This window comes from Halobaculum marinum (assembly GCF_029338555.1).
Taxonomy (GTDB): Archaea; Halobacteriota; Halobacteria; order Halobacteriales; family Haloferacaceae; genus Halobaculum; species Halobaculum marinum.
On the sequence record NZ_CP119989.1, the window covers coordinates 565,692 to 578,080 of the forward strand.

Genomic DNA, 12,389 nt, shown 5'->3' on the forward strand with positions numbered 1-12,389 from the left:
GCCGATTCTCTCGCGCACAGCGTTATCTACGGCTCCACCGTCGCTCCGCCGATGGCAGTACACACGGCCTTCGACTACGCGCGCCGCGAACACGACTCCGTCCTCGTCTACGACCTCTCTGCGTGGGACGGTGAGACCGAGGGGATGGCCGACATCGAGACCCAGTGGCGCAGAGACGCGAGCGCGGCACACATCTCGGGGACGGTGACGGTGTTCGGGCCGGACATCGCGCTCGGCCACGAGACACAGAGACACCTCGCACGCGAGTGGAGCGACAACGTCGACGCCGCCGGTGTCGACCGCGTCGCGTTCGTCTCCGAGGGGATCAAAGCGCGCGCCGTGAGCGCCGCCGTCGACGTCGGCGCCGAGGTCCACGTGTTCGGCTCGCTTGAGGAAGCGGTCGAGTGGGCGCAGGGCTAACCCGAGAACAGACGCGACGAGACCGCGTTACTCCTCGACCGCCGGTTCTTCGCTGTACTCGCCCATGACCCACTTGTGCGAGTAGTCGGTCCCACAGCTACAGTGGGCGTACGCGTGCATCACGTCGCCCTCGGCGTACAGGCCGCCGACACCCTCGTTCTGCTCCTCGCCGAACGCGAACACGAACTCCGCGTCGTGGTCCTCGGTCGGCTCCTCGACGGCGTCGGGGCACTCCCCACCGCCGAGGTCGGGGTAGATGACGCCGTCGCGGGCCATCGCCTCCTTGGCGAACTGCATCGCCTGCATCCCGGTGCCGGCGGCGAACGCCTTGCGCCCGTCGTCGCCGGGGACGACGAGCACGACGCCGTCGTCGACGGCCTCGCCCATGTTGGCGATCTTGCCCTGCTCGTCGAGGTGGTCGTGCGTGAGGTAGATGGCCACGTCGTCGAGTCGCTCGCCCGCGAGGAACTCGTCGAGTTTGCCGTCGTCGTCGGTCATGGCTCCGAGTGGGCGCGCGAGTCGTAAAAGGTCGTCCGTCGCGGGTCGGGATACGGCTCGTCCCGTGCTGTCCCGTCACGCGCCGCTACGAGTCGTCGTACAGCGAGTCGGCGATGTCCTGTAACCCCTTGTCCGCGCGTTTCGTCACCGCGTAGACGGTGCGCTCGCCCGGGACGCGCAGGCCGTAGAGGTAGCCGGGGTCGACCTCGTCGAGGTCGACGGCGTCGTCCGGGTCGCGGTCGTGGTCGCGCGCCCACTCCACGAGGCGGTTCTCCCCCTCGCCGCTGGCCGCCTCGCGCATGAGTCGGCGGTTGTCGTAGGCGCCCCGCACGAGCAGGCCCTTCGCGTCGCTGGAGACCTGCGCGTGGCGCTGGTCGCCGTCGAGGACGAGTCGAATCTCGTCGCCCGCCGACACGGAGGCGTCGTCGGGAATTCGGAGGCAGGGGAGGCGGGTGCCACCCGAGCGCGCGAGTCTGGCTCGGAGCGTGGTCACCTCGTCGGCGTCGCTGGCGAGTCTGTCGCTCATGGTCGGGCGGTGGGGAGCGCGAGAGAAGGGTGTTCCGGGGTTACTCCTCGTCGTCTTCGTCGTCCGCCTCGGCCTCGGCCTCGTCCGCCTCCTCTTCCTCCTCGTTCTCGCCGAGCGCCTCGGCGATGGAGCCCTCGACGCGCCCGTTGATCTGGACGGTCTCCTCGGAGATCTGACGCCCGCGGACGGTGACGCGCTTGCGCTCGCCGTCGCGCGAGGGCTTGTAGCCGACGCCGCCCTCGAGCAGGAGTTCCTTCAGGTCGCCGCCGGGGACGTCCTCGCGCATCGGGCGCCCGGCCTTGTCGGAGCCGCCGGTGATCGTCACGTCGACGCCGTCGATGCCGACGGCGGCGCCGTCGACCTCGTCACCGATCTCGCGACCGAGGAATCGGTTCGCGTCCTGCCCGTCCACGTCGAACTGCCGCGTGTCGCCGGCGTCGTCGCCCACGACGATCTTGAATTCAGCCATTACGGGGCAATGCTCGGCGGTGAGAGAAAAGACCGTCGAAAGCGCGGGCGAGAACCGACGGTTCGAGCCAGCGTCTGTGTGCGGCGAGGTCCCCGCTATCCCGACCGCACCGCAACGGCCGCGCTCCCCCTCGGCGCCCCGCGGTACGTCCCGACGCCCGTCTCCTCCTCGCCGCCGACGGCTACCCATCCGGGGCCGTCGCCGCGGACGACGGTGCCGGCCGTCTGGCGGAAGGAGTTGCCCGTCCACCCGCCCGCGAACCAGTCGTTGCGCGCCTCGTAGGTGACGAGCACGTCGAGCGTCGCGTCCTCGGGGGCCTCGTACGAGAGGAACATCCGAGTGCCGAACGCCCGGCACGCCGCCTCCTCGCCCGTCGGGAACGGGCAGTCGGTGTCGGTCGCGTTCAGCCGCGGTCGGAGCACGGCCTCCGAGTCGACCGGCGAGCGCGTGTCGATGGGCTCGTCGAACGCCAGTTCGACGCTCACGAGGTAGTAGTCGAGCGTCCGGATCGGCGTCGTTCCGGGGGCGGGCGTCGGGGTGGCCGCGCTCGGGGTGTCGGTCGCGCCGTCGTCGGGGATCGGTCGCGGCGCCGGGCGCTCGCGGTAGTTCGGCTCCAGCGTCGGCACCGACAGCGCCAGCATCGGGCCGGCGGCGGTGTCGACGACCGAGAACGACCAGTCGGGCGGCGCGTCGACGACGCCCGGGGAGCCGGCGACGAGCGCGTCGCCGACCGGACTGCTCCCGTTCTCGACGGGCAGCGGGAGGTAGAGGGTGACGTTCGTCAGCGTCGCGTTCGGCTGGACGTACGCCCGGTACTCGGCGGTGTGGCTGTACGACTCGGGGACGGGCTGGACGAACCGGTAGAACGCGAACCCGACCGCCCCGGCGGCGACGAGGAGGACGACGAGCGCGACGGCGAGGGCCGCGCGGAGACGACGGTCCATTCGCCGGTCCGGTCGCGACGCGCAGACAAAACGCCACCGGCGGCTCCCTCCTCGGGCCCGCGCCGTCGCGGCCGGTGCCGGGACCCGACGGATCAGCCGAGTCGAACCGGGTCGTCGCTGGCGACGACCTCGACGCGTACCTCGTCGCCGACGGCGAACGTCGGGTCGCCCGCCTCGGGACGCGTGACGAGTTTCGCGCCGGCGGCGGCGTCGCCGCGAGCGGCGAACAGCGACAGCCCGGTGACTCGCTCGCCGTTCGCGAGCACGTCGACGTTCGCCCAGTCGACGTGTCGACCGCGGCGGGTGCCGATCTCGGTGCCGAGGAACCGAACGGTGTCGCCGTCCCGACCGTCGTCGACCCTCGCTCCGGGCGTGCCGCCACCGCTGTAGTGTGCGAACCCACCGTCGAGGGGGTGGCCGTCGTCGTCGGCGACGGCGACGAACGCCGCCGCGTCGTCCGCGACGGACGCGGGCGCCACGGGAGCGTCGAGGACCGCGTGGCTCGGTCCCGTCTCGACGACCGTCCCGGTGCCGTCCCACGCGAGCGGCGTCACCGCCACGTCGGCGACGAGCGGGCGTGACCCGGACGCACGGTAGGGGTTTCGCCCGTGCTCGCGGAACTCCAGGTGGACGTGGTTGTCGACCCAGCGGCCGAAGAACCCTGAGCGCACCAACTCGCCGAGCGGGTCGCCGACGGCCACCTCGTCGCCGGCTTCGACCGCCGGGTCGACGTGGAGGACGCGCGCGACGTGCTCGCCGGTGTCGACCACGATGAGGTGGTCGTGGTCGACGGCGTACGCGCGGTCGGGACAGCCGACGGTTCGCGTGTCGAGCACCTCGCCGGCGACCGGCGAGGCGGCCACCGCCGTCCCCGGGTAGAGGTCGACGGCGCACGCGCGGTCGTGGGCCGGGTACGGCGAGTTGTACAGCGAGAACTTCCGGTAGCGCGCGAGCACGGACGCCGGCACGACCACCGGCTCCGTCGACTCCCCCGGCTCGTCCATACCCGCCGCAGGCGACGCAACCGCTTAGGCGACCCGGCTCTCATCGGCGACCGTGACCGCGACCGAGTCGGTTCGAGTGTACCACGGCCGCCGGAGCGACCGCACCACCGACCGCGCCGCCACCGCGGCGATGCTGGCGGAGGCGGGTCGCGAGGGCGTCCCGGCGCTGCGGGTGTGGGCACCCGGCCGCTCGCTCGCGTTCGGGCGCCGCGACGCCCGCGCCGACGGCTACGCCCGAGCGCAGGCGGCGGCCCGCGAACACGGCTTCCCGCCGGTCGAGCGCTCCGTGGGCGGCCGGGCGGTCGCGTACGCCGCGTCGACGCTGGCGTTCGCCCACGCCGTCCCGCTGGCGGACGCGCGGACCGGGCTGAACGAGCGCTACGAGTCCGCCGTGACGGCGCTCGTCGACGCCCTCCGCGACACGGGTGCCGACGTGGCGCGCGGGGAGCCACCCCGGTCGTACTGCCCGGGCGACTACTCCGTCCGCGCCGTCGACGGCGGGAAGGTCGCGGGCATCGCACAGCGCGTCCGGCAGGACGTGGCGCTCGTCTCCGGGTGTGTCACGGTCGCCGAACGCGGGCCGATCCGCGCAGTCCTCGCCCCCGTCTACGACGCGCTCGACGTGCCGTTCGACCCCGGCTCGGTCGGATCGGTCGCGCAGGCCGGCGGTCCCGACGACCCCGAGGCGGTGCGCGAGGCGCTGGAACTCGGATTCGTCGGCGACCGAGACGCCGAGGTCTGCGACGTGGCCGACCTCCCGACCGACGACGAGTAACCCGCCGCACTTACACCAGTCCCCCGCTCACCCCTCGGCAATGAGCACGCTGTTCACGAACGCCACGCTCGCCGACGGTCGGGTCCGCGACGTGCTGGTCGAGGGGGAGACGATAGCGCGCGTCGCCGACGCCGGCACCGTCGCCGAGACCGACGCCGACGAGGTCGTCGACTGCGACGGCGCTCACCTCCTGCCGGGCGCCATCGACGCGCACGTCCACTTCCGCGAACCCGGCTTCGCGCACAAGGAGGACTGGCACACCGGGTCGCGCTCTGCGGCCGCCGGCGGCGTCACCACCGTCGTCGACCAGCCGAACACGGAGCCGCCGACGGTCACGGGCGCCGCGGTCGACCAGAAGGCCGACCTCGCCGCGAAGTCGCTCGTCGACTTCGGCATCAACGGCGGCGTCACCGCCGACTGGGACCCCGACTCGCTGTTCGAACGCCCCATCTTCGCGCTCGGGGAGGTGTTCCTCGCGGACTCGACCGGCGACATGGGCATCGAGGCGGACCTGTTCGCCGACGCGGTCGCCCGCGCGGCCAGCGAGGATACGGTCGTCACCGTCCACGCCGAGGACGCCGACCTGTTCGACGAGTCGACCCGGGAGCGCGACGACGCCGACGCCTGGAGCGCCTTCCGCACCGCCGAGGCCGAGGCCGCCGCCGTCGAGCGCGCGCTGGAGGTCGGCGCGGACTCCGCCGCCGCCATCCACATCGCCCACACCTCGACGCCGGAGGGCGTCGACGCCGCCAGCGACGCGGGCGCGACCTGCGAGGTGACGCCCCACCACCTGTTCTTGTCGCGCGACGACCTCGACGAGTTGGGCACGTTCGGGCGGATGAACCCGCCGCTGCGGAGCGCGGAACGCCGGGAGGCCGTCTTCGAGCGCGTCGCCGACGGCACCGTCGACATCGTCGCCACCGACCACGCGCCCCACACCCGTGCCGAGAAGGACGCGAGCATCTGGGACGCCCCGTCGGGCGTGCCGGGCGTCGAGACGATGCTCCCGCTCCTGTTGAACGAGGTGCGCGAGGGGACGCTCACGCTGGAGCGCGTGCGCGACCTCGTCGCCGCGAACCCGGCTCGGATCTTCGACGTGGCGGGGAAGGGCCGCGTCGCCGAGGGGACCGACGCGGACCTCGTGCTCGTCGACCTCGACGACGCCCGCCAGATCCGCGGCGACGACCTCCACTCGAAGTGCGAGTGGACGCCGTTCGAGGGCCGAACCGGCGTGTTCCCGACGCTGACGCTCGTCCGCGGCCACGTCGCGTACGACGCCCGCGGCGACGACGAGACGTTCGGCGACGCGGTCGGCGAGAACGTCCGGGCGTAGGCGGGCCGGGCCCGCCGGCGGCGGGTCGCTGGAACTCCGTCGCCGCCGCGACCACACGACAACCGTTTTCAGGCTCCCGCGCCGCCGGTCACGTATGGCCGGTAGCCACCCGCTCGCTGGATTCACCGATTTCTGGGACGACGTGATGGCCGACATGGAGGCCACCGCCGACGAGTACCGCGAGGCGGGCTGGGACGTGCTCGAACTCCATCCGGGCGACGTGGTCCCGCTGCCGAACGTCTCGACGGCGGGCACCGGAACCGCGGTCGACCGCCTCGGCTTCGACGTGCTCCTCCCGGGCGACGAGTTCACGGCCGTGCAAGAACTGGTCGCGGAGGTCGACGCCGCCTTCGACGAGTACGACGCCTATCGCGCACAGCAGTCGGACGTGGTGTTCCTCGTCGTCGTGATGAAAGCCGAGACCGCCGGGAAGGCGGTCGCGTTCCCGCTGTACTACGCCGACCAGCAGGCGGAGCCGATGCTGGACGGCGCCGAGACGGCGGGCGAACTCCGGACGTACCTCCGCCCCCTCGACGACTCCGAGCGCGTCGTGTTCACCCACAGCGACCCGGCGCCGCTGTTTCCCGTGGAGTGGGGCGAGGAGGCGGACGCCGACGGTGCGGACGACACGGACGCCGACGGCGCGGCCGACACCGAGGAATAACCGCCTGCCCCTCCGGCGCTCCGACTCACTCGTTCTCCGCGAACACGACGTCCGCCAGCGTCGTCGTCTCGCCGAACAGCCAGTCGGCGTGGTCGACGGCGTACTCGCGGTGTTCGGCGTCGATGTAGCCGAGCGCGTCCGACACGATCACCGGCCGGTAGTCGCGCAGTCCCGCCGAACTGGCCGTGTGGAGCACGCAGACGTTCGCGAGCGTCCCGCAGACCAGCAGGTCGTCGATCCCACGAGCGTCGAGCCAGCCGTCTAACTCCGTCTGGTGGAAGGCGTCGTACGTGTGCTTCTCGACGACGTGGGCGGCGTCGTCGGTCGGCAGGTCGGCGACCAGCTCGGCCTCCCAACTCCCCTCGACGACGTGCTCGCCCCAACGGTCGAACTCGTCGTAGTAGTGGGTGTCGTCGAACTGCCCGGGTGGGTGCACGTCGCGCGTGTAGACGACGGGCACACCGGCGTCGCCGGCGCGCTCGACGAGCGTGGCGACTGGCTCGATTGCGGCCTCGCTCGGGGGCGCGTACAGGCTCCCGTCGGGGTGACAGAAGCCGTTCTGCATGTCGACGACGATCACGGCGGTTCGGGTCGGGTCGAACGGGGTCGCGTCCGGGGCCATACACGGTGGTTGGCCGCCATCGTCCGAAAAGGCGCCGGCAGGCGGCGCCGTCTCGTCACTCACTCATCATCGGACAAGCTACTTACACACGCAGTTCCATCCGGACGTATGCGACGAACGGCCCCGTCGACGATCGCGCGGTTGCTCTCGGTCGCGTTCGCGGTCGCGCTGGTAGCTACCGCCGCCGCACCGGCGTTCGCCGCCGCGCCACAGCCCTCCCCCGCGCCGGCCGCCCACGACGCCGTCGACACGACGGTCGCCCAGACCGACCGCCCCGACCCCGACACGGACGTGATCGGGTGGGAGGACGGCTACTGGCACAACGAGACCATCGACGTGGACCAGACCGACGCGGACGCGCTCAACGACTCCGAGTTGGAGGCGTACGTCGCCCGCGCGATGGCGCGCGTCGAGTACCTCCGTCAGGCCGAGTTCGAGTCGACCGTCCCGGTCGAGGTGATGTCCCGCGAGCAGTACCGCGAGCGGCAGGCCGGGAGCGCGAACGACGCCAACCGCACGGAGTTCAACCGCTGGAACGACCAGGTGTGGGAGGGGCTGTTCATCGTCGGGGAGTCGACCGGCTCCGGCGACGCGCTGAGCGAGACGACCGGCTCGTCGGTCGCCGGCTTCTACGAGCCAGCGCGCGACCAGATCACGATCATCACGCCGGACCCCGACGCGCCGACGGTGTCGAACGCGACGCTGATCCACGAGTTGGTCCACGCGCTGCAGGACCAGCGCTACGACCTGACGAACGAGACGTACCGCGGCGCCACGCAGGACGGTGACCTCGCCATCGACGGCGTCGTCGAGGGCGAGGCGAACTACATCGAGGCGCGCTACTCCCAGCGCTGTGGCGCCGAGTGGGACTGCGTCGAGACGCCCAGCGCCAGTTCCGGTGGCGGTGGCGGCGGCGGGGGACTGAACCTCGGCGTCCTCCTCACCCTGTTGAACCCCTACTCCGACGGCCCGGTGTACGTCAACGAGATCGTCGAAGAGGGCGGCTGGGACGCCTTCGAGGAGCGCTTCGAGAACCCGCCCGCCTCCTCCGAGCAGGTGATCCACCGGACCGACGAGGAGCCGGTGCCCATCGCGTTCACCGACGAGGCGACCGGCGAGTGGAGCACGTTCCCGCGAGACAACCCCCAACTCGGTCAGAACGGCTCCGACACCGTCGGCGAGGCGTCCATCTACGCCATGTTCTGGTACCAGGCCCGAACCTACGGCGCGGACACGGTGAACGTCCAGGGGCTGTTCTCCGACCAGCAGTACGACCTGTACAACTACGACGCAGCGCCGTCCGCCGGGTGGGCCAACGACCGGCTGTTCCCGTACCGTACCGGCACCGATGACGACGCCGACTACGGCTACGTCTGGGTGACCGAGTGGGACACCGAGCAGGACGCCCAGGAGTTCCACGACACGTACCTCCGGATGCTGGAGGCCCACGACGTGCGCGAGACGGACACCGGCTACCACGTCGTCCCGAGCGGCCCCTTCGCGGACGCCTTCTACGTCCACCTCGACGGCACCCGGGTGACCATCGTGAACGGGCCGACCGTCGAGGACGTCGCGCAGATCCGACCGAGCATCGCGCCGGACCCGACCCCGACGCCGACCGTGACCGAGATAGGGACCGACGACGGCACCGGCGACGCCAGCGACGACTCCGGCGTTGACGCCGGCGCCGGCGACACCGCCGAGGCGACCGAGACGAGCGGCGCCGGTTTCGGCGTCCTCGTCGCGCTGGCGGCGCTCGCGGTCGCCGGACTGGTCGCCCGCCGCCGCGACTGAGCGACGGCACGTCTCGCTCCCCGCTCCGAAATGCCCACACCAGTCCGCACCGCCGTCTCACTGGCGGTCCTGTTCGTGCTCGCCGGCTGTAGCGCCCCGGCCGCGGGGCCGAGCGCCGGCGCCGACTGGCAGTTCCCCGACGACCCTCCCGAGGACCGCCTCGGCTGGGAGCAGGGCGTCTGGTACAACGAGTCCATCGACGTGAACGCCAGCGACGGCTTCGACGAACGCGAGCGTGACCTGCTCGTCGCGCGCACGATGGCCCGCGTCGAGCGCATCAGGGGGCTGGAGTTCCGCGAACCGGTCCCCGTCGAGGTGATCTCGCGCGCCGAGTTCCGCAGTCGCTCGGTGTTCGGCGGCGAGCGCTCGCCCGAGTACGAGCGGTGGCACGATCTGGTCTGGGAGGCGGCGCTGATCGTCGGGGAGGACCGCGCCGCGAGCGACGAGTTCGACGCGCTGTACGGCGGCGCCGTCCGCGGGTACTACACCCCCTCTGGCGACCAGATCGTGATCGTCTCCGACAGCGAGACGCCGACCATCGACCGTGCGACGCTAGCCCACGAGTTGGTCCACGCGCTCCAAGACCAGCACTTCGGCTTCGTCGGGAGTACCACCCGCGACACGGGCCTCGCGCACAACGGGCTAACCGAGGGTGACGCCCGCTACGTCGAGCAACTGTACCTCGAACGCTGTGTCGCGGGCACGGGCGGCATCGCGAATTCGACGGGCCACGAGGGTGCCGCCGGCTGGGACTGCGTCCCGTCGCCGTCGCGGTCCGGCGGTGGGGGTGGTACCCCCGTGAACCAGGGCCTGTTCGCGTACGTCTACCAGCCGTACGCCGACGGGCCGGCGTTCGTCCACAGCCTGTACGAGCGCGACGGCTGGGACGCCGTGAACGCCGCGTACGAGAGCCGACCCCGCTCGACCGAACAGACGATCCACCCCGAGCGCTACCCCGACGAACCGGTCGCGTCAGTGTCGGTCGACGACCGGGCGAGCGGCGACTGGCAGCGGTTCGACCTGCCACGCGAGTCCGAACGACTCGGCGAGACCGGCCTGTTCGCGATGTTCTGGTACAACGACTACGTCGGCGGCTATCGCTCGTCTGACGGGCCGTACTCGGCGTTCAACTACTCTGCACCGCCCTCCGACGGCTGGGCGGGCGACCGCCTCGTCCCGTACCGCTCCGGCGACGGCGACGACGCCAAGTACGGCTACGTCTGGGCGGTCGAGTTCGACACCGCCGCGGACGCACGCGAGTTCGCGCGAGCGTACCGCACGATGCTCCAACTGCGCTTGGGCGCGAGCACGGTCGACGTGCGGGCCGGCGTCTATCGGATCTCCGACGGCCCGTTCGCCGACGCCTTCCGGATCGAACGCGTCGGGAACCGGGTCGTGATCACGAACGCGCCGACGGTCGAGCAGTTGGACGCGGTCCGGGCACCGCCGCGGTAGTCGTCTGGGGCCGCGGCGGTCCCTGACGGGAGGGCCGGGCCGCTACTCGGCCTCCTCTGCCTCGCGTCGCACCGCCCGAGCCTCCGTCCGGTTCAGTTCGACCCCGACGTCGTCCGGGGTCAGCACCTCCGGGAGACGGCCGGAGCGCTCGCCGGTGATGTCCGCCAGAATCTCCTTGAGGTAGGCGTTGAACAGCACCGGGTTCTCGCTCATCGGGAAGTGTCCGATGTCGGCAATCTCGACGGACACGCAGCCGTCGCCGACGCCCTCGGCGACTTCCTTACCGTCCTCGGGAGTGGTGAGGTAGTCGTACTCCCCGTTCACGACGTACAGCGGGCACTCGGTCGCGTCGATGTCGCCCAGCTTCTCGCGGTAGTCGTGGTCGACCGAGTAGTAGTAGAGGTCGCCCTTGAACACGCCCGTGGCGCCCTGTTCGTACAGGTACATGGTCTCGCGGCGCGTCTGCTCGGGGCTCTGTTTCGCCATCAGCCCCCAGCAGGAGTAGGCGTTCACCTCGGTCGTGTTGACGTGCGGGTCGTCGAGCCAGTCGATGTAGAAGCCCGGACTGTACGCCCCACACTCCAGTCCGATGAGCGCCCGGAAGCGGTCCGGGTGCCAGTCCGCGAGTTCGAGCGTGATGTTACCGCCCATGCTCGACCCCATATAGATGGGGTCCTCCAACTCCAGCGCGTCGGCGATGGCGACGATGGTCGCCGCGAAGCGGTCGGCGGTGAGGGTGTAGTCCTCCTCCCACCACTCCTGACCCGTCGGCGGCACCGACTTCCCGTGGAACGGGAGGTCGTAGGCGATCACCCGGTACTCGTCGGTGATCTCCTCGTCGGCGAGGAGGTGGCGCCACTCCTGGTTGTTGCAGCCGGCGGTGTGCTGGCACAGCAGCGGGATGCCGTCCTCGGGGCCGGCCTCCTCGAAGTACACCCGCTGGGTGGTGCCGTTCACGTCCACGTGGACGTACTTGCCAGTGATCTCCTCGACCGTGCCGGGTTCTCGCTCGTTCATAGGTTTCCTCCGTTGTTGTGGGTGTGACGCATCAGGTCCAGCGCGCGCTGGAACGGCCGGAGATTCTGGAAGATCTGTCGGTTGTTCCCCGTGAGCTGGAGGTGGCCGGACTCGCCTTTCACCTGCGTCCGGTAGTTCGACGCGATGATCTCGTGGTTGAACGCCGGCGGCACCTCTTGGACGAACTCCTCCCACGCCCCGCGGCCGCCCTCGACGCCGAAGGACCACTCCTGATTGAGGCCCGGGTTGGGGATCACCTCTGACACCTTGCCATCGTCCATCGCGACGAGGAACCGCTCGTCGTCCAGTTGGACGTAGAAGTTCTCGTTGAACCGGTCGTGTCCCCGCACCTGCATCTCGGGGTCGCTGTTCACCGTCTCTTTGTACTGTTCCCACCACTCGTGGGACGCGAGTTCTGCCTCAGTCATCGTCGAATCACGGCGACAGACGCACTCGCCGCGGGGTCCCTTTGTTAGTCGACGTGCGGTCCCCAGTAGGTCTCGTCGGTGTCGTCGTATCGTGTCGTTACGTCCGAGTAGCCGCCGCTCGACCTGTCTCGCGCCCGCTCGACGGGGCCGCGCCACAGCCGCCGCCGGACACCGCGAACCCTCAGGCTACGCGTCGAAGCGGGACGTTACCCTCGGTCGTCTCGGTGTGTTCGAGGCCCGCGAAGATGTCGTCGAAGCGGGCGCCACAGGCGGGACACTGGTAGCGTACCACCCGCTCGCTCGGCCCGTCGTTCCCCTGCATCGGTCAGCCGTGGACGACGCACGCGCTTAAGCTTGTCACTTATTGACACGGATCCGACCGGTCGGCGATCGCGTTCGCACACGACGGCGTCGATGGCGGAGTACGACACGGTCGCCGC

15 protein-coding genes are annotated in these 12,389 nt (G+C 70.9%); 6 read left to right on the top strand and 9 right to left on the bottom strand.

The window, feature by feature from the left end; all coding sequences use genetic code 11:
• Positions 1-51 precede the first annotated feature (51 nt).
• Positions 52-420 carry a hypothetical protein gene (locus tag P0R32_RS02980; protein WP_276238442.1) on the top strand — a complete coding sequence of 123 codons (369 nt, stop codon included), beginning with the start codon at positions 52-54 and terminating at the stop codon, positions 418-420.
• Between the two features lie 27 nt (positions 421-447).
• Here P0R32_RS02980 and P0R32_RS02985 read toward each other — a convergent pair whose 3' ends face one another.
• From P0R32_RS02985 to P0R32_RS03005, 5 genes are all read right to left on the bottom strand, one after another.
• Entirely contained in the window at positions 448-918 is a 471-nt protein-coding gene (locus P0R32_RS02985) for a DUF5807 family protein (protein WP_276238443.1), read from the bottom strand.
• Positions 919-1,003: 85 nt separating this feature from the next.
• Positions 1,004-1,444, bottom strand: a complete 441-nt coding sequence (locus P0R32_RS02990) for a DUF7112 family protein (RefSeq protein WP_276238444.1) — start codon at positions 1,442-1,444, stop codon at positions 1,004-1,006.
• Between the two features lie 40 nt (positions 1,445-1,484).
• Positions 1,485-1,913, bottom strand: a complete 429-nt coding sequence (locus P0R32_RS02995) for a 30S ribosomal protein S6e (RefSeq protein ID WP_276238445.1) — start codon at positions 1,911-1,913, stop codon at positions 1,485-1,487.
• Between the two features lie 95 nt (positions 1,914-2,008).
• Positions 2,009-2,857, bottom strand: a complete 849-nt coding sequence (locus P0R32_RS03000; protein ID WP_276238446.1) for a hypothetical protein — start codon at positions 2,855-2,857, stop codon at positions 2,009-2,011.
• A 92-nt stretch (positions 2,858-2,949) separates the two neighbouring features.
• Positions 2,950-3,861, bottom strand: coding sequence for a DUF8155 domain-containing protein (locus P0R32_RS03005; RefSeq protein ID WP_276238447.1), 912 nt, complete (start codon positions 3,859-3,861; stop codon positions 2,950-2,952).
• Positions 3,862-3,991: 130 nt separating this feature from the next.
• On the opposite strand from P0R32_RS03005, the gene P0R32_RS03010 reads away from it, so the two are divergent.
• The 3 genes from P0R32_RS03010 to P0R32_RS03020 all read left to right on the top strand — a co-directional run bounded on the left by P0R32_RS03010 (position 3,992) and on the right by P0R32_RS03020 (position 6,633).
• Entirely contained in the window at positions 3,992-4,636 is a 645-nt protein-coding gene (locus P0R32_RS03010) for a lipoate--protein ligase family protein (RefSeq protein WP_276239347.1), read from the top strand.
• A gap of 40 nt (positions 4,637-4,676) precedes the next feature.
• Positions 4,677-5,969 (top strand): dihydroorotase, encoded by a 1,293-nt coding sequence (locus P0R32_RS03015; RefSeq protein ID WP_276238448.1) that lies wholly within the window; start codon positions 4,677-4,679, stop codon positions 5,967-5,969.
• A 94-nt stretch (positions 5,970-6,063) separates the two neighbouring features.
• Positions 6,064-6,633, top strand: a complete 570-nt coding sequence (locus tag P0R32_RS03020; protein WP_276238449.1) for a DUF7529 family protein — start codon at positions 6,064-6,066, stop codon at positions 6,631-6,633.
• A gap of 25 nt (positions 6,634-6,658) precedes the next feature.
• On the opposite strand, the gene P0R32_RS03025 is transcribed toward P0R32_RS03020, so the two are convergent.
• A complete protein-coding gene (locus P0R32_RS03025) occupies positions 6,659-7,255 on the bottom strand; it encodes a cysteine hydrolase family protein (protein WP_276238450.1) in 597 nt (198 codons plus the stop codon).
• 108 nt (positions 7,256-7,363) lie between these two features.
• Here P0R32_RS03025 and P0R32_RS03030 point away from each other — a divergent pair, with 108 nt between their 5' ends.
• Positions 7,364-9,049, top strand: coding sequence for an Hvo_1808 family surface protein (locus P0R32_RS03030; protein WP_276238451.1), 1,686 nt, complete (start codon positions 7,364-7,366; stop codon positions 9,047-9,049).
• A 30-nt stretch (positions 9,050-9,079) separates the two neighbouring features.
• Positions 9,080-10,504, top strand: coding sequence for an Hvo_1808 family surface protein (locus tag P0R32_RS03035; RefSeq protein ID WP_276238452.1), 1,425 nt, complete (start codon positions 9,080-9,082; stop codon positions 10,502-10,504).
• Between the two features lie 42 nt (positions 10,505-10,546).
• Here the strand turns inward: P0R32_RS03035 and P0R32_RS03040 are convergent, their stop codons facing one another.
• From P0R32_RS03040 to P0R32_RS03050, 3 genes are all read right to left on the bottom strand, one after another.
• On the bottom strand, positions 10,547-11,521 hold the full coding sequence (locus P0R32_RS03040) for an alpha/beta fold hydrolase (RefSeq protein ID WP_276238453.1): 975 nt from the start codon (positions 11,519-11,521) through the stop codon (positions 10,547-10,549).
• Positions 11,518-11,949 carry a hypothetical protein gene (locus P0R32_RS03045; protein WP_276238454.1) on the bottom strand — a complete coding sequence of 144 codons (432 nt, stop codon included), beginning with the start codon at positions 11,947-11,949 and terminating at the stop codon, positions 11,518-11,520. Before P0R32_RS03045 ends, P0R32_RS03040 begins: the two co-directional genes overlap by 4 nt.
• 181 nt (positions 11,950-12,130) lie before the next feature.
• Positions 12,131-12,271 carry a hypothetical protein gene (locus P0R32_RS03050; RefSeq protein WP_276238456.1) on the bottom strand — a complete coding sequence of 47 codons (141 nt, stop codon included), beginning with the start codon at positions 12,269-12,271 and terminating at the stop codon, positions 12,131-12,133.
• Positions 12,272-12,389 lie beyond the last annotated feature (118 nt).